23 protein-coding genes are annotated in these 21,294 nt (G+C 72.8%); 12 read left to right on the top strand and 11 right to left on the bottom strand.

Going from position 1 to position 21,294, the window contains the following annotated elements; translation table 11 throughout:
- The 4 genes from kdpB to ABZS66_RS34985 all read right to left on the bottom strand — a co-directional run.
- Positions 1–1,372 (bottom strand): potassium-transporting ATPase subunit KdpB (gene kdpB, locus ABZS66_RS35000; RefSeq protein ID WP_354765316.1); only part of this gene is annotated, 1,372 nt, incomplete at its 3' end.
- A gap of 44 nt (positions 1,373–1,416) precedes the next feature.
- Positions 1,417–3,078, bottom strand: coding sequence for a potassium-transporting ATPase subunit KdpA (kdpA, locus tag ABZS66_RS34995; protein WP_354765314.1), 1,662 nt, complete (start codon positions 3,076–3,078; stop codon positions 1,417–1,419).
- Positions 3,078–3,167 (bottom strand): K(+)-transporting ATPase subunit F, encoded by a 90-nt coding sequence (gene kdpF, locus ABZS66_RS34990; protein WP_354765312.1) that lies wholly within the window; start codon positions 3,165–3,167, stop codon positions 3,078–3,080. The genes kdpA and kdpF overlap by 1 nt, the downstream gene beginning before the upstream one ends.
- A 72-nt stretch (positions 3,168–3,239) precedes the next feature.
- On the bottom strand, positions 3,240–3,713 hold the full coding sequence (locus tag ABZS66_RS34985) for a hypothetical protein (protein WP_354765310.1): 474 nt from the start codon (positions 3,711–3,713) through the stop codon (positions 3,240–3,242).
- 345 nt (positions 3,714–4,058) lie between these two features.
- Between ABZS66_RS34985 and ABZS66_RS34980 the strand changes: the two genes are divergently transcribed.
- The 12 genes from ABZS66_RS34980 (at position 4,059) to ABZS66_RS34925 (ending at position 15,450) form a co-directional block, all read left to right on the top strand.
- Positions 4,059–4,403, top strand: a complete 345-nt coding sequence (locus tag ABZS66_RS34980) for a hypothetical protein (RefSeq protein WP_354765308.1) — start codon at positions 4,059–4,061, stop codon at positions 4,401–4,403.
- Positions 4,404–4,477: 74 nt separating this feature from the next.
- Positions 4,478–7,249, top strand: coding sequence for a LuxR family transcriptional regulator (locus ABZS66_RS34975; RefSeq protein WP_354765322.1), 2,772 nt, complete (start codon positions 4,478–4,480; stop codon positions 7,247–7,249).
- Between the two features lie 134 nt (positions 7,250–7,383).
- On the top strand, positions 7,384–7,614 hold the full coding sequence (locus ABZS66_RS34970; RefSeq protein WP_354765306.1) for a nucleoside monophosphate kinase: 231 nt from the start codon (positions 7,384–7,386) through the stop codon (positions 7,612–7,614).
- A gap of 16 nt (positions 7,615–7,630) precedes the next feature.
- On the top strand, positions 7,631–8,776 hold the full coding sequence (locus ABZS66_RS34965) for a GAF domain-containing protein (RefSeq protein WP_354765304.1): 1,146 nt from the start codon (positions 7,631–7,633) through the stop codon (positions 8,774–8,776).
- A 251-nt stretch (positions 8,777–9,027) separates the two neighbouring features.
- A complete protein-coding gene (locus ABZS66_RS34960; RefSeq protein ID WP_354765302.1) occupies positions 9,028–9,255 on the top strand; it encodes a hypothetical protein in 228 nt (75 codons plus the stop codon).
- Between the two features lie 105 nt (positions 9,256–9,360).
- Complete coding sequence (locus ABZS66_RS34955) at positions 9,361–9,498, top strand: hypothetical protein (protein WP_354765300.1); 138 nt, start codon at positions 9,361–9,363, stop codon at positions 9,496–9,498.
- Between the two features lie 42 nt (positions 9,499–9,540).
- Positions 9,541–10,650 (top strand): magnesium/cobalt transporter CorA, encoded by a 1,110-nt coding sequence (gene corA, locus ABZS66_RS34950; protein WP_354765298.1) that lies wholly within the window; start codon positions 9,541–9,543, stop codon positions 10,648–10,650.
- A 135-nt stretch (positions 10,651–10,785) separates the two neighbouring features.
- Positions 10,786–11,424, top strand: a complete 639-nt coding sequence (locus tag ABZS66_RS34945) for a winged helix-turn-helix domain-containing protein (protein WP_354765296.1) — start codon at positions 10,786–10,788, stop codon at positions 11,422–11,424.
- Between the two features lie 357 nt (positions 11,425–11,781).
- Positions 11,782–12,096 carry a hypothetical protein gene (locus ABZS66_RS34940; RefSeq protein ID WP_354765294.1) on the top strand — a complete coding sequence of 105 codons (315 nt, stop codon included), beginning with the start codon at positions 11,782–11,784 and terminating at the stop codon, positions 12,094–12,096.
- Between the two features lie 158 nt (positions 12,097–12,254).
- Entirely contained in the window at positions 12,255–12,938 is a 684-nt protein-coding gene (locus ABZS66_RS34935) for a helix-turn-helix domain-containing protein (RefSeq protein ID WP_354765292.1), read from the top strand.
- 5 nt (positions 12,939–12,943) lie between these two features.
- Positions 12,944–13,864, top strand: coding sequence for an ABC transporter ATP-binding protein (locus ABZS66_RS34930; RefSeq protein ID WP_354765290.1), 921 nt, complete (start codon positions 12,944–12,946; stop codon positions 13,862–13,864).
- Positions 13,861–15,450, top strand: coding sequence for an ABC transporter permease (locus ABZS66_RS34925; RefSeq protein WP_354765288.1), 1,590 nt, complete (start codon positions 13,861–13,863; stop codon positions 15,448–15,450). The genes ABZS66_RS34930 and ABZS66_RS34925 overlap by 4 nt, the downstream gene beginning before the upstream one ends.
- A gap of 48 nt (positions 15,451–15,498) precedes the next feature.
- Here the strand turns inward: ABZS66_RS34925 and dmpG are convergent, their stop codons facing one another.
- From dmpG to ABZS66_RS34890, 7 genes are read right to left on the bottom strand one after another with little or no spacing between them, the layout of a single operon-like run.
- Positions 15,499–16,521, bottom strand: a complete 1,023-nt coding sequence (gene dmpG / locus ABZS66_RS34920; protein WP_354765286.1) for a 4-hydroxy-2-oxovalerate aldolase — start codon at positions 16,519–16,521, stop codon at positions 15,499–15,501.
- Positions 16,518–17,420: an acetaldehyde dehydrogenase (acetylating) gene (locus ABZS66_RS34915; RefSeq protein ID WP_354765284.1), complete on the bottom strand. Its 903-nt coding sequence runs from the start codon at positions 17,418–17,420 to the stop codon at positions 16,518–16,520. The genes dmpG and ABZS66_RS34915 overlap by 4 nt, the downstream gene beginning before the upstream one ends.
- Positions 17,417–18,178: a fumarylacetoacetate hydrolase family protein gene (locus ABZS66_RS34910; protein WP_354765282.1), complete on the bottom strand. Its 762-nt coding sequence runs from the start codon at positions 18,176–18,178 to the stop codon at positions 17,417–17,419. Before ABZS66_RS34910 ends, ABZS66_RS34915 begins: the two co-directional genes overlap by 4 nt.
- A gap of 1 nt (position 18,179) precedes the next feature.
- Positions 18,180–19,109: a 2,3-dihydroxyphenylpropionate 1,2-dioxygenase gene (locus ABZS66_RS34905; RefSeq protein ID WP_354765280.1), complete on the bottom strand. Its 930-nt coding sequence runs from the start codon at positions 19,107–19,109 to the stop codon at positions 18,180–18,182.
- Positions 19,106–19,975, bottom strand: a complete 870-nt coding sequence (locus ABZS66_RS34900; protein WP_354765278.1) for an alpha/beta fold hydrolase — start codon at positions 19,973–19,975, stop codon at positions 19,106–19,108. Before ABZS66_RS34900 ends, ABZS66_RS34905 begins: the two co-directional genes overlap by 4 nt.
- Positions 19,972–20,475, bottom strand: coding sequence for a cupin domain-containing protein (locus ABZS66_RS34895; protein ID WP_354765276.1), 504 nt, complete (start codon positions 20,473–20,475; stop codon positions 19,972–19,974). Before ABZS66_RS34895 ends, ABZS66_RS34900 begins: the two co-directional genes overlap by 4 nt.
- Entirely contained in the window at positions 20,475–21,209 is a 735-nt protein-coding gene (locus ABZS66_RS34890; RefSeq protein WP_354765320.1) for an SDR family oxidoreductase, read from the bottom strand. The genes ABZS66_RS34895 and ABZS66_RS34890 overlap by 1 nt, the downstream gene beginning before the upstream one ends.
- Positions 21,210–21,294: the final 85 nt, after the last annotated feature.

The following is a 21,294-nucleotide window of genomic DNA, read 5'->3' as shown; positions in this document are numbered from 1 at the left end:
CCTTGAGATGCACCACACCCAACGTCCGGGCCGGCTGCCCCTCGACGAGCTCGGCAACCACCAGCGGGGTGCCGCCGGAGCTGGAGATCGCGTCCACAATGGAGCCGACCTCCTCCGTCGGGCGGCCGCCGTGCTGGCGGACCCACTGCATCACCGCGGTCGCGGCCCCCTTGCGGACCTGCCGCCCGGGGACGTCGACGCCGGACATCCGGGTCTGCGCGGTGAACGGCACCCAGGTCGCGCCGGCGACCTCCCGCTCCCGCAGGCCGAACCGCTCCTTAGCGAAGACCACGATGCTGCGGCCCTCGGGCGTCTCGTCCGCCAGGCTGGACAGTTGCGCGGCGCTGGCCAGGTCCTCGACAGCGACCCCTTCGACGGGGACGAAGTCGCCGGCCTGCCGGTTGCCGAGCGTGATGGTGCCCGTCTTGTCGAGCAGCAGGGTGTTGACGTCGCCTGCGGCTTCCACGGCCCGGCCGGACATGGCCAGGACGTTGCGCTGGACGAGGCGGTCCATGCCGGCGATGCCGATCGCTGACAGCAGCGCCCCGATCGTCGTCGGGATGAGACACACCAGCAGGCTGACCAGGACGATGCCGGTGACACCGTCGCCGTTGAGCGCCGCCGAGTCGGGCGCGAACGCCTGCACCCCCTTGGAGAAGATCGCCAGGGGCTGCAGCGTCGCCACGGCCAGCAGGAAGATGATGGTGAGGCTGGCCAGCAGGATGTTCAGCGCGATCTCGTTCGGCGTCTTCTGCCGGTTGGCGCCCTCGACCAGGGCGATCATCCGGTCGATGAAGCTCTCCCCCGGCTTCTGCGTGATGCGGACGACGATGCGGTCGGAGAGCACCTTCGTGCCGCCCGTCACCGCGCTGCGGTCGCCGCCGGACTCGCGGATGACCGGGGCCGACTCGCCGGTGATCGCGGACTCGTCGACGGAGGCGATGCCCTCGATGACGTCGCCGTCGCCCGGGATGATCTGCCCGGCCTCGACGACCACGACGTCGCCCTGCTGCAGCTGCGTGGCCGGCACCAGTTCCTCGGCGTCGCCGGCGAGGCGGCGGGCCATGGTGTCCTGCTTGGCCTTGCGCAGGGTGTCGGCCTGCGCCTTGCCCCGGCCCTCGGCGACCGCCTCGGCCAGGTTCGCGAACAGGACCGTCAGCCACAGCCACACGGTGATCGCCCACGCGAACACGCTCGGGTGGAGCACCGCGAGGACCGTCGTGAAGACCGAGCCGACCTCGACGATGAACATGACCGGGTTACGCCACAGGGTGGCCGGGTTGAGCTTGCGCAGCGCGTCCGGGAGGGACTTCCACAGCTGCGCCGGGTCGAGGAGTCCGCCGGCGACCCTGCGCGGCGTCGGGCTGGTCATCGGGGTTCCTTGAGACAGGTCTTGCCGGGGCAGGGTTGGGGTGGTCATTGGATGCCTTCCGCGAGCGGGCCGAGGGCCAGCGCGGGCAGGTAGGTCAGCGCGACGACGACGATCGTGACGCCGACCACCATGCCGACGAACAGGGGCTGGTAGGTCTTCAACGTGCCCGTCGTCTCGGGCACCGGCTGCTGCCGGGCCAGGGAACCGGCCAGGCCCAGCACGAAGATGATCGGGAGGAACCGGCCCAGCAGCATGCACAGGCCGAGCGCGGTGTTGTAGAACTCGGTGTTCACACTGATCCCGGCGAACGCCGACCCGTTGTTGTTCGACGCCGACGTGAACGCGTACAGCACCTCGGACAGACCGTGAGCGCCGGTGTTCAGCATCGAGGAGCGGGCCTTCTCCGAGGCCATCGCGACCGCGGTGCCGATCAGCACGAGCGCCGGGGTCGTCAGCAGATACAGCGACGCGAACTTGATCTCCCGCGCCCCGATCTTCTTCCCCAGGTACTCCGGCGTCCGCCCCACCATCAACCCGGCCACGAACACCGTGATCACCGCCAGGATCAACATCCCGTACAACCCGGATCCGGTGCCGCCGGGGGCCACCTCACCCAGCATCATGTTCAGCATCGTGACCATGCCACCGAGCGCCGTGTACGAGTCGTGGAACGAGTTCACCGCACCCGTCGACGTCAGCGTCGTGACCGCGCCGAACGTCGCCGAGTTCGACACACCGAACCTGGCCTCCGTGCCCTCCGTCGCCGCACCCACCGCCGACGGGACCGTCCCACCCGCGTGCAGCTGCAGCGCGTTGATCGCGATGACACTGCCGATCGCCAGGATCGCCATGATGCCGGCGATCGCCAGGCCCTGCCGCCGGTCACCGACCATGCGGCCGAACACGCGCGGGAGGCTGAACGGAATCAGCAGGATCAGGAACAGCTGAATCCAGTTCGTCCAGCTCGTCGGGTTCTCAAACGGGTGCGCACTGTTGGCGTTGTAGAAACCACCACCGTTCGTACCGAGTTCCTTGATGACCTCCTGGCTGGCCACCGGCCCGCCGGTGATGGTCTGCGCCCCACCCGTCAGCGTCGTCACGTCCGTGCCCGCGCTCAGGTTCTGCACCACGCCGCCGATGATCAGCAGCGTCGCGCCGATCATCGCGACGGGCAGCAGGATTCGCAGGCAGATCCGCACCAGATCGACCCAGAAGTTGCCCAGCTGGTCGGTCTTGCTCCGGGCGAACCCGCGCACCAGCGCCACCACGACGGCGACACCGACGGCCGCCGAGGTGAAGTTCTGCACGGCGAGGCCGGCCATCTGGACCAGGTGGCCCATCGTCGACTCGCCGGAGTACGACTGCCAGTTCGTGTTCGTCACGAAACTGACCGCCGTGTTCCACGCCTGGTCGGGCTTCACCGGGTCGAACCCGAGACTCAGCCACAGATGGTTCTGGACGCGCTGGAACAGGTACAGGAACAGGATCGACACCGCGGAGAACGCCAGCACGCTACGGGCATACACACCCCACGACTGCTCGCCGTCCGGGTTCACCCCGACCGCCTTGTAGACCACACGCTCGGCCCTCATGTGCCGGGTCGACGTGATCGCGCGGAACATGTAGTCGCCGAACGGGCGGTACACGACCACCAGGGCGAGGACCAGCGAGGCGATGAACAACACGCCCGCCGTTGTCGGGCTCATCAGAACCGCTCCGGGAAGAGTAGGGCAGCAACAAGGAACGCGGTGAGGGCGATCGCGAGGACGAGGCCGACGAGGTTCTCGGCGTTCACAGTTTCTCCACCGCCCGTACCGCCAGGCCGAGGATCGCGAACAACGCGATCGTCAGCAGTACGAACACCACATCAGCCACTGGGGCTTGCCTCCTTGTACGGGGGAACCGACTTGAGTGGGGGGACCGACGACGCGAGTACGTCGCCGGAGAGCCAGCTGCGCATCCGGACGATGTCCAGGCGATGCCGGAGCACGCGGCGGGTCAGGACGGCCAGCCAGCTCACGGCGGCGGCGCCGAGGAGCACGCCGAGCCGCACCGCGTCGGCCGGCCCGTGCCAGGTCAGCTCGCCCAGCTGGTTCACCAGGAACCCGTTGAGCACCGTCCAGGCGATCGCTGCGGTGGCGGCCGCGGCGACGAGGTCGCCGACCGCGCCGACCGCGGCGCTCCACAGCGCCAGCGCGACGAGGCGGACGAGCGCCGCCGACGGTGCGGTCATGGCGGCGCACAGCACCGCGACGACCACCACGCCGGCCGCTCCGGCCGCGAGGGTGAGGCCGGTCGGCGCGGCGAACCGCGGCCGGACCAGCCACCAGGTCCTCTTCATCTCGCAACAACCGCCTCGACACTCGGCTACGGGCCTCCGTCCCGGGGTCCGCAGCCAGTGAAATCCAGGCCGGCATCGCTGCCCAGATGCGTTGACGAAATCCCTACGCGGGCATTGCGTTTCTTGACGCTTTCCCTACGCTGCCGGCCCCATGGGCCGTCTACCGTCGAGCAGGTGTGGGGTCCCGCTCGCGCGGGGCGTGGACCCGGGCCGGCAGCGGCAGCCGCCGGCCGAGGGCGGTCACGGCCCGGGTCGGTGCCGGCGCCGTCAAGAACCCGCGGTTGCGCGTCGGAGAATCGTCAAGCCCCCTGTTGCGACCCGCGATGCCGGGCTGCGATGGATCCCATGTCCTTCTCCGGGTCGTATCCGCACGCGTTCGGCGGCTGTTTCGCGCTGCTCACCGCCGCGGTGCTGGCCGCCTCGTTCGTGCCCGCCGAGAACAGCCCGGCGCGGGTTGTCGCCATGGCGGTGACCGCCGGGTGCTGCACCACGCTCGTCGCACACCGGTGGACCGCCCTGGCGCTGAGCGCGCTCGCCGTCGTGCTGGCCGTGGCGCTGGTCCCGTTCGCCGGGGGCGTGGCTCCAGGCTTGCTCACCGCTGCCGTCCCGGTGGCGCTCGGCGCGCTGCTCGGCCGGGGCCAGCGCTGGATGCGCACCCGATCACGCGCTGACGAAGGTCCGGCGATCTAGGATGAACTGTCAGGGGCGCCGGCGGCTGTGCAGGGCGCCAAGTGGCACAACGTGGGGATCACGGCGCGGTGACCATGTTGGTGGGGCGCGCGGACGAACTGGCGTTGATCGAGGCACTGATTGCCCGGCACGCGCCTGCCGGCCGTGGTGTGCTGTTCCGCGGCGATCCCGGGGTGGGCAAGACTGCGCTGCTGGACGCGGCCGCGGCCCGCGCGGACACGGGTGGGATGCGGGTACTGCGGGTGCGCGGCGTTGAGTTCGAGTCCGAGATCGGCTTCTCCGCGCTGCACGAACTGCTCTATCCGGTAAGAGATCGTGCCGAGCGCCTCGCCGCCCACCACCACGACGCCCTGGCCCAGGTCTTCGACCTCGCGCCCGGACCGGCCCGGGATCCGCCGGTCATCGCAGCGGTGCTCGCCCTGCTCGGAAGGGTGGCGGCCGAACGCCCACTGCTGGTGATCGTCGATGACGTGCCGTGGATCGATCGCGCCAGCGCGACCGTGCTGGGGTTCGCCGCCCGCCGGATCGACCACGAGCCGATCAGGTTCCTGGCGGCGGTACGGGCCGGCGTGCCCGGCCTGTTCGACCGGGTCGGCCTGTCCGAGCGCGAGATCGGCCCGCTGGCCGAGCAACCGGCGGCCGCACTGCTGGACGCCTGCTGGCCCGGGCTCGCCCCGGCGGCCCGGCAGCGGCTGCTCGACGACGCCGCCGGCAACCCGCTCGCCCTGCTGGAGCTTCCCGGGACGCTGACCGATGGGCAGCGCCGCGGCCAGGACCCGCTGCCCGCGTTCCTGCCGCTGTCCGGACGGTTGGAGGCGACCTTCGCCGGGACGGTCCGGGACCTGCCCAGCTCGACCCGGAACCTGCTGTTGCTGGCCACCCTGGAATCCGACGCCGACCTGTCCACGATCCGGGCGGCCGCGGGCAACCCGGCGGAGATCGACGACGTGGACGTCGCGCAGCGCGCCGGCCTCGTCCGCGTGGACGCCGCCGGCGGCCGTATCGCGTTGCGCCACCCGCTCATCGCCTCGGCGGTGGCGCAGTGCTCATCGGCCGCGGAGCTGCGCTCGGCGCACCAGGCCCTGGCTGCCGCCCAGACCGGCCTTCCGGAGCGTCGGTGGCGGCATCTGGCCGAGGCGGCGACGGGCCCGGACGAACCGGTGGCCCGGGCGCTGGAGGAAGCGGCCCGGTCCGCGTACCACCGCGGTCACGGGCGCGCCGCGGTGACCGCGCTGGTGCGCGCCGGCGAACTGAGTCCGGATCCGGCCGACCGCTCCCGGCGGCTGGCTCGAGCCGCCTTCGTGGCCAGGCTCAGCAGTCCGCTGGACGAAGTGAACCGGCTGCTGGCGGACGCCCGGCACACCGACGGCGCCGAGCGCGCTCGAGACGCTCCGGCCCGATCGGTCTTCGCGGCCGCCACGGCGGGCTACCTCGCGCAGGGCGTCGGCGACGTCAATGCCGCACAGCGCCTGCTGGCCCAGGCACTCGAGGACAGCGTCGACTCGGACGGCGACGGCGTCGAGGACCTGCTGTACGTCCTGCTGTTCGTCTGCATCTACGCCGCCCGGGACCAGCTGTGGGAACTGTTCGGCGGCGCGCTGGACCGGTTCGACCGGCGTGAGGCGTCGGCGCTGAGGCTGTGCTACAACGCATTGACCGACCCGGTACGCGTCTGCGGCACCCTGCGCGGGGACCTCGCCCGCGCCTTCGACGCCCTGCCCGCCGACGCTGGTTCCTGGCAGCTCCTCCCGCTGGCGTATGCGGCGCTGCAGGTCGACGCACTGTCCGACCATCGGCATCTGTGCTGGCAGGTCATCGAACGCGAACGGGCCGGCGGCGCGAGCGGCGTCGTCATCGGCGCGTTGCTCGTGCTCAGCGCCGACGCCGCGCACCACGGCCGGTGGGCCGAGGCCGCAACGCTGGCGGAGCGGGGACTGGACCTGGCCGGTGTCCACGGCCAGCACATGCTGCAGCGCCATCTTCGTTGCCAGCTGGCGTACATCGGGGCCGCCCGGGGCAACACGGACCTCGTCCAGACCCTCAGCGACGACATCACCGGCTGGGCGGCGCCGCACGGCGTCGGGCTGCCGCAGGCGATGGTCTGGCGGGCGCGCGCCGTCGCGGCGCTGGGCCGCGGCGACTACGAGGACGCCTACCTCTACGCGACCCGGATCAACCCGCCCGGCACGGTTGTCTCCGGCTTCCGCGGTCCGTGGGGATCGTGGACGGTCATGGACCTGGTCGAGGCCGCCGTGCGCACCGGACGCACCGATGAGGCACGCGCCCACGTCACCGCCGCCCGGCAGGCCGGTATCGCCTGCATCTCTCCCCGCATCGCCCTCATCACCGCCGGCGCCGCCGCGTTGGCCGCCGATGACGACCACGCCGGCCCGTTGTTCGACACGGCGCTGTCGCTGCCCGAGGCCGACCGGTGGCCGTTCGAACAGGCCCGCATCCAGCTCGCCTACGGGCAATGGCTGCGCCGCACCCGCGCCACCACCCCGGCGCGCCGGCACCTGACCGTTGCCCTGGAGACCTTCGACCGGCTCGGCGCGCGGCCGTGGGCCGAGCGTGCCCGCAACGAACTGCGCGCCACCGGCGTCGCCACCGCCGGCACCCCCGCTGCCGCACTGACCACGCAGGAACGGCAGATCGCCACCCTGGCCGCCACGGGCATGACCAACAAGCAGATCGGCCAGCAGCTGTTCCTGTCCCACCGCACGGTGAGCGGCCACCTCCACCGGATCTTCCCGAAACTCGGCATCACCTCACGCGCGGCCCTGCGCGACGCGCTGGAGTCGGTCGCACCCGACGAAGACGACGGTCATTCCCCGTTGCCGGGGTGAACAAGGGTCGGACGACCCCGTGCCCGACGATGCAGGCATCGGTACCCGAACAGGGTCATCTGGCCCATGCCCGGGTCACGGTCGGCGCAGCAGCATTCAGTGGTACCCACCACGAATGATGCGAGGAGCTGACCATGCCGCTGCTGATGATCGCGCCACCCGGAGCCGGACAGGGAACCCAGGGCTCGCGGATCGCCGCCCACTCCGGCATTCGGCACATCGCCACCGGCGACCTGCTGCGCAGCCACGTCGCTCGCCGCACGGATCTCGGCCGCGGGAGCTTCGTGCCGGACGCAGCGGTCGAGCGGACGCTGCCGGCCGGCCGCGTCCGGCCGAACCGGCTTCGCGAGCTCGTGGCCGCCTGAGTCTCCGGGCCCGCGCATGGCACCGTCGCCGAAGTGGAGCATCGACGAACTCGCCCGGTTCGCCGAGGCACGCGCCGCGTTGCATCGCATCGCCGCGCGGGTCGCGCGCGGCGCCCCCCAAGCCGAGCTCTTCGACGTGATCGCGACCGAACTGGGGCAGCTGATCGGCGGCGACGGGGCGACCATCGTTCGTAACGAGCCCGGCGGTACCGCGACCGTGGTTGCAGTCTGGCGCGCGCCGGGCGGCGTCGACATGTCGCCGGCGGGGCGCGGCGTGGCGGCGCTGGTCTCGTACAGCGGGCACTCCGCTCGGGTGGACAGCCACGCGGACGCTCCCGGCCAGATCGCCGCGCTCCTGCGCGACCTGGGCATCCGCTCGGTGGTCGGCGCCCCGATCCTGGTCGAGGGACGCGTCTGGGGCGTCACGACGGTCTCGATCGCACGGGACGGGCCGCCGGTCCCGGACGCCGAAGCGCGGCTCGCGGACGCCACCGACCTGGTCGCCGCCGCCATCGCCAACGCCCAGGCCCGCGCCGAGCTGGCAGCCTCCCGCGCGCGGGCGGTGCGCGCCGCCGACCGGGCCCGGCAGCAGCTCGAGCGCGACCTGCACGACGGCATCCAGCAGCATCTCATCGCGCTCGCCATCGAGCTGGCCGACGCCGTGACGGGCATCCCGTCCGCGATGCCCGGACTGCGTCAGCGGGTGTCCGCCGTGACCCACGGGCTGACCGGCGTGCTGGACGACCTGCGGGCGATCGCCCGCGGTACCCACCCGGCGATCCTGTCCGACGTCGGCCTGTGGCCCGCGCTGAAAGGGCTCGTCCGCCGCTCCCCCGTTCCGGTCGAGCTCGATGCGAACCTCGATGCCCGATTGCCCGAGCCGGTCGAGGTCACGGTCTACTATCTCGTGGCCGAGGCGCTGGCGAACGCCGCCAAGCACGCCCGCGCCGCGCGTGTGCGCATCAGGACGGCGGTCCTGGACGGCCGGCTGCACCTGCGCGTCGACGACGACGGCGTCGGCGGCGCCGACCCCGCGCGCGGCTCGGGCCTCGCCGGCTTGACGGACCGGGTCGATGCGCTGGGTGGAACGATCATGATCAGAAGCCCAGCCGGTCACGGCACCCACCTGCGGATCGAACTCCCCCTCGACCGTGCCGTGTGATCGGCGCGACTGCCGTGGACGGATTCGGATCCGCTCACCAGAACGACGGTGCCATCCGGCTCAAGCGGCCGCACACCAGAATCCCGTAGAGATTTCGTATGGCCCGGTTGGCGGGCGGACCCGTCGGTGCGAACGTCGAAGCATGCGCACAACGTCGGTGTCCCGCCGTTCCCCGCCGCTGACGGTGACGACGGACCTGGGTGCGGCGGCGCTGCTGGACGAGACGTCGGACGCCGCGAGGCCGTTGTGGGGTGCTGCGCGACGCCGGCGCCGACGACCACGTCACCACGCCGTTCGGCACGGACGGGCTGCCGGCCCGGATGCGGGCCGCGCTGCGCCGGGCCCCGCCGCCCCGGCAGACGCCAGCCGTCAGCGCGTCCGCGTCCACGCTGGACCTGGCCGCCGAGCCGGAGGTCGGCCCGGCCCGGCCGCGGCACATCATCACCGAGCCGGGAGTCGGCTACCGGCTGGAGCTCTGACCGTCACGTGGCTCGTGGCGTGCGTGCGGGTGGTGGCACCGGTGTAGGACACTGCTGCCGTGCCACCCGGTGGCAAGATCGGTCGGGACGGTGGAGGGAGGACGGATGGCGAAGCGGCGCACAGGCCCGGTGCGGCGGCACCTGCCGCTGATCCTGCTGCTGGTGCTGGCGGCGTGGATCGTGCTGATCATCGTGCTCATCACCGTGAACCCGGCTTCCGGCGGCGGCAACCCGATGGGCTGAAGGCCGCGCATCGCGATGCGCGCGGAGTTCGGACCTGCCGTCATGACTGAGAGGTGGTACTGGCATATGGCGCAGCGGTGGGGTTGGCGTCTTCCGCTACCCGGCGGGTCGCCGCCGGCGGCGAGTCCGCCACCGGCCGAACCGCGGCGCGACGGCGACGCCGTCGTGGACTGCGCCCTCTACGTCGGCGGTGTCCGCCAGGCGGGCGGGCGCGGCGTCGCCGAACTGTTCGCGGAGGCCAAGGCCACGCCGGAGGCGTTCGTGTGGATCGGCCTGCACGATCCCACCGAGGCGGACATGGCCGGGGTCGCCGAGGTGTTCGATCTGCACCCGCTCGCCGTCGAGGACGCCCTGTCCGACGACCAGCGGCCGAAGCTCGAACGCTACGAGGACACCGCGTTCCTGGCCGTACGGGCCGCCAGCTACATCGAGCACACCGAGGTCACCGACACCAGTGAGGTGGTCGCGACCGGCTCCGTCCGGCTGTTCGTCGGCGAACGGTTCGTGGTCACCGTGCGCCACGGCGCGATCGGCGGGCTGCGCGCCGTGCGCGCCGACCTGGAGGCGCACCAGGCGCTCCTCGCTCAGGGACCGTGGGCGGTCGTCCACGCCGTCTGCGACCGGATCGTCGACGTCTACCTGCAGATCGCCGCGGCCTTCCAACGCGACCTGGACATCGTCGAGACCCAGGTCCTGGCCCGGGAGGCCGGCGCCAGCGTCGGCCAGATCTACCAGCTCAAGCGCGAGCTCGTCGAGTTCCGCGGCGCCGTGCTGCCGCTGCAGCAGCCCCTCGCGACCATCCTCGACGGGCGCACCGTCAAGCTCACCAAGGAGGTCCGCCGGTACTTCCGCGACGTGGCCGACCACAACACCCGCGTCGCCGACCGCATCGGCGGCTTCGACGACCTGCTGAACTCGATGCTGCAGGCCCGCCTCGCCCAGGTCACCGTCGACCAGAACAACGACATGCGCAAGATCGCCTCATGGGCCGCGATCGCCGCGCTGCAGACCGCGTTCGCCGGCATCTACGGCATGAACTTCAAGTTCATGCCCGAGCTGGAATGGCGCTACGGCTACCCCGGCCTGCTCATCGTCATGCTCGTCACCTCCGCGCTGCTGTACCGGTACCTGCGCAGATCCGGCTGGCTCTGACCCGTGCGACAGCGTCCGTGAAACATACGGGGATTTGACGGGCGCTGGGCTTGCCGCGGGTACGCGCGTTGCGTTGACTGGCGGAAGGACCGGCCATGCACGTGTGCGGTCCTGCCGCACCGTAGGAGTTCTGGCATGTCGTCCCCGGCCATGGCCGTCCCGCACCACCCGCTCAGCCGCACCGACCGCGCCCGGCCGGACGGCGCGCCGGTGTCCGTACTCGAGGTCGTCATCGTGATCCACGCCGACCCGCACCACCTGGACACGGTCCGCAAGCTCACCGAACAACTGCCGTCGTCGATCAGTTCGGTGACGTCCATGCCGCCGGAACTCGTCCTGCGCCCGCAGCAGCGGACCGCGTACCTCGCCGGGCAGCCGCTCGCGCTCACCCGCCGCGAGTACGACCTGCTGCTGTTCCTCGCGCGCAACCGGCGCCGGGTGTTCACCCGCGGCCAACTCCTCCTGCAGGTCTGGGAGGACGACACCCGGACCAGCGGCCGCACCGTCGACGCCCATGTCCGCCGGCTGCGGTTGAAGCTGGCCGGCCGCGGCCCCACGATCACCACCGTGCACGGCATCGGCTACCGGCTCGACGGCGCCGACCGCCTGCACATCGAGGAGACATCCGCACCGACGCGCGAGCCCATGGCCGGCTCGCAGCGGCCGGCGCAGGTCCCCCTCGGCGAAAGCGTGTTACGCAGCCTCGGCCCCGGCATTCCCGGACGGCACCGCAGCAGGCGGTCGCCGCGCAGCAGGGACTGCGGGCCGGGATGACGAACCCGAGACGCTGCGCCGAAGCGGTGGGCGTATGGATAGTGTCAAGACCCCTTGTCCCGGCCCGGTCCGTGCGCTGACCTGGGAGCGACGCGCTGCCACCGCGGGAGGGTCATCCCGCACTCATCCCGCACTGGACGTGATCATCGTGGACCTGGCACATGCGCTCCTCGGTCTGCTCGCGGTCGTCGTCATCTTCGGCGCTGCCGCAGCCGGAGCATGGCTGCTCAACGTCACACGAGTGCACGTCCCCCGCTCACCGCGGCGCCGGCGTCGAGGACCCGCTGACGGCGACCGTGATCGGCATCCGGGTCCGTGAATGGCGGGACCGGGGCGGCCCGGGTGCACGATGGCGCCATGCAGGTGACGCTCTGGTACTTCGCGGACTGCCCCAACTGGCAGCTGGCCGAGCAGCGACTGCGGCAGGCCCTCACCGACACCGGACACGCCGACGCCGAGGTGCTGCTGATCGCGGTCGAGTCCGAAGCCGACGCCGCCGCCGTCGGGTTCGCCGGGTCGCCGACGTTCACCGTCTACGGCGTCGACCTGTTCGACACCACGGCGGCGACCGGCGCCCTCGCCTGCCGGGTCTACCCCACGTCACACGGCCTGGCCGGCGTGCCGGACACCGCCGACCTCGTCGCAGCGCTCACCGGGCACGCGACCACCTGACCGCGCCCGCGCCGCGGTCCTGCGCGCTGCCGGCGTAGAGATTTCGTATGGGCTTGCCGTGCGAGGAGCGTCACAGGGTGGCGGTCGTACTATACCGGCGTATAGTCCGCTGTAGGGACGGGTAGTCTGCGATACGTCTGTACAAGGGAGGTGGGCACATGACGCGCCCGGTTGGCGATCCATCGTTCGAGGACCTGACGGCTCGGGCGCGGATCAGGGATGCCGCTATCCGCCTGTTCGCCGAGCGCGGCATGGACGGCACGACGGTGCGCGACATCACGCAGGCCGCCGGCGTGTCGCCCGGCCTGCTCCGCCACCACTTCGGGTCGAAGGAGGCGTTGCGGGAGGAGTGCGACACCTACGTGCTCGATCGGATGATCGAGATCAAGCAGGAGCTCGTCTTCGACGGCAAGCTGGCCAACCCGGCCGCCCTGCCGTCGATCCATCCGACGATCCTGTTGTACTACAAGTACGTCACCCAGGCACTGCTCGACGGCTCGCGCAGCGCCGCGTCGATGTTCGACGACATGGTGGCGCTCACTGAGCAGTGGATCGCCAAGAACGCGCCGGACGTCAGCGAGGACCACCGGGCCTACGCGGCGGTGATGGTCGGCATGCAGTCCGGGATGCTCGCGATGCACAACCACGTGTCCCGCGCGCTCGGCGTCGACGTCTTCACCGCCGAGGGCCACCTCCGCATGGCCGGCGCGCTGGCCGACTTCTACTCCCACCCCCTCCTCGATCCCGAGTTGGTCACCAAGGCCCGCCGCGCGATGGACGCGCTGCGGTCATCCATTCCGCCCACCGCCGCCGGGGACGACCCCGCGGCTGAAGGAGCATGAGGATCATGACCGATGCGATCCGCACAGACGCGCTGGTCAAAACATTCGGACGGACCCGCGCCCTCGACGGGCTCGATCTCGCCGTGCAGACCGGGGAGGTGCACGGCTTCCTCGGGCCCAACGGCGCGGGGAAGTCCACCACCATCCGCATCCTGCTCGGGCTGCTCCACGCCGACGCCGGCGCCGTCACGCTGCTCGGCGGCGACCCCTGGCGCGACGCCGCGCAGCTGCACCGCCGCCTCGCCTACGTGCCCGGCGACGTCACGCTCTGGCCCAACCTGACCGGCGGCGAGGTCATCGACCTGCTCGGCCGGCTCCGCGGCGGTCTCGACACCAAGCGCCGCGCCGAGCTGCTGGAACGCTTCGACCTCGACCCGCGCAAGAAGGCCCGCACCTACTCGAAGGGCAACCGGCAGAAGGTCGCCCTCATCGCCGCCCTCGCCTCCGACGTCGAGCTGCTGCTGCTCGACGAGCCCACCTCGGGCCTCGACCCCCTCATGGAGGAGGTCTTCCGCCAGGTGGTCCTCGAGGAGCAACGGCGCGCCGGACGCACCGTCCTGCTGTCCAGCCACATCCTCGCCGAGGTCGAGGCGCTCTGCGACCGGGTCACCATCATCCGCGACGGCCGGGCGGTCGAGACCGGCACGCTCGCCGGCATGCGGCACCTGACCCGCACCTCGATCCAGGTCGACCTGGCCGGACCGGTGGACGGCCTGGCGAGCCTGCCCGGCGTGCACGACCTGCAGAGCCACAACGGCACCGTGCGCTTCGACGTCGACACCACCGCCCTCGACGCGGTGCTGCGGCAGCTCACCGCGGTCGGCATCCGGAGCCTGACCAGCCAGCCGCCGACCCTGGAAGAGCTGTTCCTGCGCCACTACGACCGGACGGCCGGCGCGGAACCGCGCAGCGAGGTGGCCCAGTGAACTCGCTGACCGGCACCCGCGCCCTGACGCGGCTGGCGCTGCGACTCGACCGGGTCCGGCTGACCGTCTGGGTGGTCGGGCTCGCGGTCATGCCGATGGGGACGGCGGCCAACTACCTCAAGCTCTACCCGACCCAGCAGGACCTGGAGGCGGTGAGCGGCGTACTCAGCAACCCGTCGCTCGTCGCGCTGAGCGGCCCGCTCTTCGGCGTGTCGATCGGCGGGCTCACCACGTGGAAGATCGGGGTCACCGAGTTCATCCTGGTCGCCCTGATGAGCCTGCTGACGGTCGTGCGGCACACCCGGACCGAGGAGGAGACCGGCCGGCTCGAGCTCCTGCGCGCCACGGTGATCGGCCGCCACGCGCCGCTCACCGCCGCGCTGCTGACCGCCGTGCTGGCCAACCTGGCCATCGCCGTGCTGGTCGCGCTCGGGCTGATGGCGACCGGGCTGCCGGCCGCCGGCTCGGCGGCGCTCGGGCTCGCGACCGGCCTGGTCGGGATCCTGTTCGCGGCGATCGCGGCCGCAGCCGCGCAGCTGACCCAGAGCGCCCGGGCGGCGAACGGCATCGCCGCCGCCGTCCTCGGCGGCACCTACCTGCTGCGCGCCGTCGGCGACAGCGGGCCGACCTGGCTGAGCTGGCTGTCGCCGACCGGCTGGGGGCTGCACATGCGGCCGTACGCCGGGGAACGGTGGTGGGTGGCCCTGCTGTTCGTCGGGTTCGCGGCCGTCTTCATCGCGGTCGGGTACGTGCTCGAAGCTCGCCGCGACGTGGGCGCCGGCCTGCTGGCGGAGCGGCTCGGGCCGGCCGAGGCATCCCCGGGCCTGCGCACGCCGCTCGCGCTGGCCTGGCGGCTGCAGCGCGGCCTGCTCCTCGGCTGGACCATCGGGCTGGCGCTGAGCGGAGCCGTCCTGGGTGGCGCCGCCGCCGGCATCGGTGACCTGGAGTCGCCGAACCAGCAGCTGACCGACATCCTGAACCGAATGGGCGGGCGCAACGGCCTCACCGACGCGTTCCTCGCCGCGATCTTCGGGATCATCGGCATGGTCGCCGCCGCCTACACGGTGCAGGTGACCCTGCGGCTGCGCCAGGAGGAGAGCAGCGGACGGGTCGAGGCGCTGCTGGCCACGCGGGTCAGCCGGCTGCAGTGGGCGGCCAGCCATCTGGTGTTCGCGCTGCTGGGCACGGCGCTGCTGCTGGCCGTCTCGGGCCTCGCCGGCGGTCTCGCCTACGGCGCGCAGGTCCACGACGTCGGCGGGCAGGTCGGGCGGGTGTTCGGCGCCGCAATGGTGCAGCTGCCGGCCACCTGGGTCCTGGCCGGGTTCGGTGTCGCGCTGATCGGCCTGGCACCGCGGCTCAGCACGCTGGCCTGGGCCGCGCTCATCCTGTCCGTCCTGCTCGTCGAGCTCGGCGCGCTGTTCGGGCTGAGCCAGTGGATCGTCGACATCGCCCCGTTCGCGCACGTGCCGAAGCTGCCCGGCTCCGCGTTCACCGCGACGCCGATGCTGTGGCTCACCGTGGTCGCGGTCGCGTTGGGCGCGGCCGGGCTCGTGGGCCTGCGCCGCAGGGACATGCCGGTCGCGTGAACATGGCACGGCCCGGGCCGCACCGCGTCCCGGGCCGCGCCGTGGCGGTCATGCCGCCGAGGGTGTCCGTGGCCGCGCACCGAGGTCGAGGGCGATGTCGACGAGCAGGTCCTCCTGGCCGCCGACGAGGCGGCGCCGGCCGGCCTCGACCAGCAGCGCCCGGGCTTCGACGCCGTAGCGGGCGGCGACCGTCTCGGCGTGGCGGAGGAAGCTCGAGTACACCCCGGCATAGCCGAGCGTCAGCGTCTCCCGGTCCACCCGCACCGGCCGGTCCTGCAGCGGCCGCACCAGGTCGTCGGCCGCGTCCTGCAGCGCGGGCAGGTCGGCGCCGTGGGCCCAGCCGTCGAGCGTCGCGGCGGCGGCGAAGACCTCGATCGGGCAGTTGCCGGCGCCGGCGCCGTGGGCGGCGAGCGACGCGTCGACGCGTACCGCGCCCTCCTCGACGGCGGCGAGGGAGTTGGCGACGGCGAGCGAGAGGTTGTCGTGCGCGTGGACGCCGACCTCGGTGGCGGGGTCCAGGACGTCGCGATAGGCGCGGACCCGCTCGCGGACGCCGCGCGGGGTCAGGTGGCCGGCGGAGTCGGTGACGTAGACGCAGTGGGCGCCGTACGACTCCATCAGCGCCGCCTGGGCGGCGAGTGGCCCCGCCGCGGACAGGTGGCTCATCATGAGGAACCCGGACACGTCCATGCCCAGCTCGCGGGCGGTCGCGATGTGCTGGGCCGCGACGTCGGCCTCGGTGCAGTGGGTCGCGACCCGCACCGAGCGCACGCCGAGGGCGTGGGCGCGTCTGAGGTCGCCGATCGTGCCGATGCCGGGCAGCAGCAGGGTGGTGAGGCGGGCCCGGGTGACGGCGGCGGCGACGGCGACGATCCAGTCGGCGTCGGTGTGGCTGCCCGGGCCGTAGGTGACGCTCGTGCCGGCCAGGCCGTCGCCGTGGGCGACCTCGATCGCGTCGACGCCGGCGGCGTCCAGTGCGGCCGCGATCGCCGCGGCCTTCGCCGGGTCGAGCCGGTGCCGGGTGGCGTGCATGCCGTCGCGCAGCGTCACATCCTGCAGGTACAGCCTCATCGCGCCGCCATCCGCTCGCCGGCCCGGACCGCGGCCGAGGTCATGATGTCCAGGTTTCCGGCGTAGGCGGGCAGGTAGTGCCCGGCGCCCTCGACCTCGAGCAGCACGGTCACCTGGTGGGTGACGCCGGTGGCAAGGGTCGACACGTCGCCGTCGAGGGGCGTGATCTGGACGGGCTGCTTGAGCCGGTAGCCGGGCACGTACGCGGCGACGTCGGCGACCATCCGCTCGACGGCCGCCACGACCTGCGGACCCTGCCGGTCCAGGGCGACCAGGCAGCAGACCGTGTCGCGCATGAGCAGCGGCGGCTCGGCCGGGTTGAGCACGATGACCGCCTTGCCGCGCCGGGCGCCGCCGACGGTCTCGATCGCGCGGGCCGTCGTCTCGGTGAACTCGTCGATGTTGGCCCGGGTCCCCGGCCCGGCCGACCGGGACGCGATCGAGGCGACGATCTCCGCGTAGGCGACCGGGACGACGGACGCGACGGCGGCCACGATCGGGATGGTGGCCTGCCCGCCGCAGGTGACCAGGTTGACCTCGGGCGCGTCGAGGTGGTCGCCGAGGTTGACGGCGGGCACCACGAACGGGCCGAGCGCGGCGGGGGTCAGGTCGACGACGCGCACCCCGAACGGCGCCAGCGCGGCCGCGTTCGCGACGTGCGCGGCGGCCGAGGTCGCGTCGAAGACGACCCGTACATCCGCGAAGCACGGCAGTTTGACCAGGCCGTCGACGCCGTCCGCGGTCGTCTGCAGGCCCAGCCGCGCCGCCCGGGCGAGCCCGTCCGAGGCCGGGTCGATGCCGGCCATGGCCAGCGGCCGCAGCGGGCCCTTGCCCCGCAGCAGCTTCACCATCAGGTCGGTGCCGATGTTGCCCGAGCCGACGATCGCCGCGCCCGTCATCGGAACACCGCCGAGACGCGGCCGAGCCCGTCGATGTCGGCGGCGAACCGGTCACCGGCCACCACGGGCACCATGGGCCCGAGGGCGCCGGACAGCACGACCTCCCCGGCACGCAGCGGACGTCCGAGGTCCCGGGCGATGTTCGCGAGCCACGCCACCGCGAGCACCGGGTCGCCGAGGCAGGCAGCGCCGGACCCGCTCGACACGACGTCCCCGCCGCGCCGCATGGTCATGGTTCGGTACCGCAGGTCGAGCCCGTCGAGTGGCACGCGTGCGTCGCCGAGCACGAACAGCCCGGACGAGGCGTTGTCGGCGATCGTGTCCACGATGCCGATGTCCCAGCCGGCGATCCGGCTGTCGACGATCTCGAGCGCGGGCGCCACGGCGGCGGTCGCGGCGACGACCTCGGCCGGCCCGATGCCGGCGGCGTCGAGGTCGGCGCCGAGCAGGAACGCCACCTCGGCCTCGATCCGCGGCTGCAGCAGCAGGCTCGCGTCGATCGGCGTGTCCTGCGGGAGGTGCATCCAGGACAGCAGCGTGCCGAAGTCGGGCTGGTCGACGCCGAGCTGGGCCTGCACCGCCGGGTTGGTCAGGCCGACCTTGCGGCCGACGACCGACGCGCCGCCCGCCACCTCGTGCTCGACCCAGGCGGCCTGGACCGCGTAGGCGGCCGCGACGTCGCCGTCGGGCAGCAGCCCACGGATCGGCGGGCACGGCCGGCCGGTGGCGCGGGCGTCCAGCAGGTTGGCGAGGGCCATGTCAGTCCACCTCGAACGTGGCGCCGATGCCCATCCCGGTGATCCACTCGGGCACCGGTTCGTAGCTAGTCCACACCAGCGGCCTCGCAGCGGCGGCGAGGCCGATGAGCCAGGCGCGGATCTCGTGGCCGCCGCTGCCGGCCCGCTCGCTCAGCCCGTCGTCGCCGAGGGCGACCACCGGCTCGCAGTCGCCGGCCGCGAGCTGCTTGAGGAACCAGGCGTCCCAGGCGGCGTTCACCGGCGCGTCGGGGTTGCCGGCCATGGCCCGCACCCGCGGCTCGCGGTCGGCGGAGAACGCGTGCACGTCCCGGCGGCCGTGGATCATCGACACCCGCCGCTCGGCCGGCATCGGGTCGCGCGGGTCGTTCGACGGCAGCCAGTGCGACAGGCCGCCGCTGGCCACCACGAGGACCCGGCCCGGGAACGCCGACCGGCGGATCGCGGCGCCCATCGCCCGGCCCAGCTCGAGGCAGCGGGCCATGCCGGGCAGGGGCGGCGCGGCGGTGTTGACCACGAACGGGACCAGCGGCGGCTCGGCGCCGCCGCGGACCATCTCGTAGCTCTGGACGATGCCGTGGTCGACCTGCAGCGCGTAGGACAGCGACACGTCGAAGGCGTCGGCGAGCCCGTCGCGGATCGACCACGCGAGCTCGGAGGCGACCGGCAGCTCCCCCCGGCGGCTGCCGAAGTCGCCGAACGCGGCCGCCTGCTCGACGCCGAGCACGAACGGCGGCATCGCGTCGTAGAAGTTGCCGTGGAAGTGGTCGGGGCCGATGACGACGAGCGCGTCAGGGGCGAGCCGGGCGACGGCGGCCGCGACCCGCTCGGCGTCGGCCAGGAACCGGGCACCGGGCTCGCCGGGGCCGCCGTGGGGCAGCAGCGTCGCGAACGGGGAGTGCGACATGCCGACCATGCCGACGATCTCGCTCATCGCGGGCCCAGCAGGAACTCGCGGTGGACCTCGAGGTACTGCTGCGGCTTCTCCCACTGCGGCCAGTGTCCCGCGTCCTCGATGACGTGCAGCCGCGCGTCGGGCAGCCAGTCGAGGAGCAGCTGCGCCTCGTCGAGTCCGCCGGTCGGGTCGTGGTCGGTCCACAGCAGCAGCGTCGGCGCCACGACCTTGCCGACCCAGCCGGGCTCCCACGCGAAGTCCTTGCGCACGGCCGGGTCCTGCAGTACGAGCGTGTTCTCGATCGCGGTGGCGAAGCCGGGCCGGCCGTACACCGCGCGGCGCAGGTTCACCAGCTCGTCGGTGACCATCTCGGTGTGGTGGAACAGGAACTCGACCCGGCGGCGCACGGTGGCGTCGCTGGGGTCGCGCACGGCCGCGCGGGTGCTCGCCGAGAGCCGGGCCATCACCTCGGGCTTGTTGGCGATGTTGCCCGGGGTGTTGAGCACGAGCCGGTCGACGCGCTCGGGGTGGTGCGCCGCGGTCCACGCCGTGACCCAGCCGCCGAGCGACTCCCCGGACAGGTGCGCGACGCCGACGTCGAGCGCGTCGAGGAGGCCGACGAGATGCTCGGAGAGGACGTCGACGGTGTACGGGCGGTCGGGCAGGTCGGACCAGCCGTGGCCGACCATGTCGTAGGCGGTGACGGTGAAATCCTCGGCGAGGCCGGCGATGTCGCGGGCGTACGCCTCGAGGTGTCCGCCGGTGCCGTGCAGGAGCACGAGGTCGGGTCCGGTGCCGGCGCGCAGCACGCGGGTGCGGACCCCGGCCACGTCGACGTGGCGCAGTTCGTGGTCCACGTCGCACAGCTCGGCCCAGATGCTGATGTGCTCGGGGAGGTCGGTCATGGTCGCTCCTGCGGGAATCGGGCCCGGGCCTCGTCGACGGTGCACAGGCCGGCGCTCTGCCGCCGCGCGATGCCGAGCGCGGCGAGCAGGCGGGAGTTCTCGATGGTGAGGAACTCGACCGGCTCGTCGGCCGAGTCGTTGTAGTGGCGGTGCCAGGTCCACGGCGGCGTGTAGATGAAGTCGCCGGTGCGCCAGGCTTCGGTCTCGTCCTCGATGTCGCTGTGGCCGCGCCCGGCGATGACGAAGTGGACGGTCTCGTGGTAGTGCCGCTGCATGTCGGAGCTCTCGCCGGGCGGGATGGTCTGCCGGAAGATCTCGAACGTCGCGGTCGGCAGCCGCCCGGCGATGGACAGCGTGGTGGGGTTGGGGATCTGCCCGGCCGGGAGGGTCTCGAGCTCGTCGGCGTGCACGACGAGGGGCCGGGCCGGGCTCGGGCGGACCGTTTCGGTGAGGGCGCCGAGGAAGTCGGCCATGCGGAAGCCGTCGCCGGACAACGCCATCAGAGAGTCTCCGTCCGTCCGCCGTCGACCGTGAGCACGGTCCCGTTCACGTAGGCGGCCTCGGCGGAGACGAGGAACGCCACCGCCGCCGCGATCTCGTCCGGGTCCGCGGACCGCCCCGCCGGTACCACGGCGAGGTCGTCGGCGCGGACGTCCTCGATCGGGCGGCCGGACCGCTCCGCCCGCGCCTGCAGGATCTCCCGGCGGCGGTCGGTGTCGGTCGGGCCGGGCGCGACGCAGTTGACCGTCACGCCGTCGCTCGCATGCTCCAGCGAGAGCAGCTTCGCGGCGGCGGTGACGGCGGAGCGCAGGACCACCGATGCGGCCAGGTCCGGCTGGGGCTGGCGGACGGCGGTCGAGGTCACGAACACCACCCGGCCGAAGCCGCGCGCGGCCATCGCCGGGAGCGCGGCGCGGGCCAGGCGGAGCGGGCCGAGCAGGAGCAGCTCGAAGGCCGCCCGCCACGCGTCGTCGCCGACGTCGAGGATCCGCCCGGGCGGTGGCCCGCCGGCGTTGAGCACCAGCACGTCGCAGCCGGCGGCCAGCGCGGTCGCGGCCCCGTCCGGCGCCGCGACGTCGACCACCAGGGTCTCCACGGCCGCGCCGGTGCGCTCCTTGATGCGGATCGCCGCCGCGTCGAGGGTCAGGGCCGTGCGGCCGAAGATGACGGTCCGATGGGTGGGTGCGAGGCGGGCGGCAACGGCATGGCCGATGCCGGCGCTGCCGCCACCGATGAGTGCGGTCCGTGTGGCGATGACGGCCTCCCGGGTCTCGTGCGCTGTGCCGCGTCGGGCTTAGCCTGACCGACATGAACTACCG

Origin of the sequence: Dactylosporangium sp. NPDC005572 (assembly GCF_040605515.1) — a bacterium.
Taxonomy (GTDB): domain Bacteria; phylum Actinomycetota; class Actinomycetes; order Mycobacteriales; family Micromonosporaceae; genus Dactylosporangium.
Note: the sequence above shows the minus strand (reverse complement) of the source record. Positions and strands in the feature narration are given on the sequence as shown.

What these genes read in the sequence shown, in the direction of transcription:
- kdpA (WP_354765314.1), bottom strand. Translation starts at nt 3,078, where the DNA reads ATGAGCCCGACAACGGCGGGCGTGTTGTTCATCGCCTCGCTGGTCCTC.
- ABZS66_RS34985 (WP_354765310.1), bottom strand. Translation starts at nt 3,713, where the DNA reads ATGAAGAGGACCTGGTGGCTGGTCCGGCCGCGGTTCGCCGCGCCGACC.
- ABZS66_RS34980 (WP_354765308.1), top strand. Translation starts at nt 4,059, where the DNA reads ATGTCCTTCTCCGGGTCGTATCCGCACGCGTTCGGCGGCTGTTTCGCG.
- ABZS66_RS34975 (WP_354765322.1), top strand. Translation starts at nt 4,478, where the DNA reads ATGTTGGTGGGGCGCGCGGACGAACTGGCGTTGATCGAGGCACTGATT.
- ABZS66_RS34970 (WP_354765306.1), top strand. Translation starts at nt 7,384, where the DNA reads ATGCCGCTGCTGATGATCGCGCCACCCGGAGCCGGACAGGGAACCCAG.
- ABZS66_RS34965 (WP_354765304.1), top strand. Translation starts at nt 7,631, where the DNA reads ATGGCACCGTCGCCGAAGTGGAGCATCGACGAACTCGCCCGGTTCGCC.
- ABZS66_RS34955 (WP_354765300.1), top strand. Translation starts at nt 9,361, where the DNA reads ATGGCGAAGCGGCGCACAGGCCCGGTGCGGCGGCACCTGCCGCTGATC.
- corA (WP_354765298.1), top strand. Translation starts at nt 9,541, where the DNA reads ATGACTGAGAGGTGGTACTGGCATATGGCGCAGCGGTGGGGTTGGCGT.
- ABZS66_RS34945 (WP_354765296.1), top strand. Translation starts at nt 10,786, where the DNA reads ATGTCGTCCCCGGCCATGGCCGTCCCGCACCACCCGCTCAGCCGCACC.
- ABZS66_RS34940 (WP_354765294.1), top strand. Translation starts at nt 11,782, where the DNA reads ATGCAGGTGACGCTCTGGTACTTCGCGGACTGCCCCAACTGGCAGCTG.
- ABZS66_RS34935 (WP_354765292.1), top strand. Translation starts at nt 12,255, where the DNA reads ATGACGCGCCCGGTTGGCGATCCATCGTTCGAGGACCTGACGGCTCGG.
- ABZS66_RS34930 (WP_354765290.1), top strand. Translation starts at nt 12,944, where the DNA reads ATGACCGATGCGATCCGCACAGACGCGCTGGTCAAAACATTCGGACGG.
- dmpG (WP_354765286.1), bottom strand. Translation starts at nt 16,521, where the DNA reads ATGAGGCTGTACCTGCAGGATGTGACGCTGCGCGACGGCATGCACGCC.
- ABZS66_RS34915 (WP_354765284.1), bottom strand. Translation starts at nt 17,420, where the DNA reads ATGACGGGCGCGGCGATCGTCGGCTCGGGCAACATCGGCACCGACCTG.
- ABZS66_RS34910 (WP_354765282.1), bottom strand. Translation starts at nt 18,178, where the DNA reads ATGGCCCTCGCCAACCTGCTGGACGCCCGCGCCACCGGCCGGCCGTGC.
- ABZS66_RS34905 (WP_354765280.1), bottom strand. Translation starts at nt 19,109, where the DNA reads ATGAGCGAGATCGTCGGCATGGTCGGCATGTCGCACTCCCCGTTCGCG.
- ABZS66_RS34900 (WP_354765278.1), bottom strand. Translation starts at nt 19,975, where the DNA reads ATGACCGACCTCCCCGAGCACATCAGCATCTGGGCCGAGCTGTGCGAC.
- ABZS66_RS34895 (WP_354765276.1), bottom strand. Translation starts at nt 20,475, where the DNA reads ATGGCGTTGTCCGGCGACGGCTTCCGCATGGCCGACTTCCTCGGCGCC.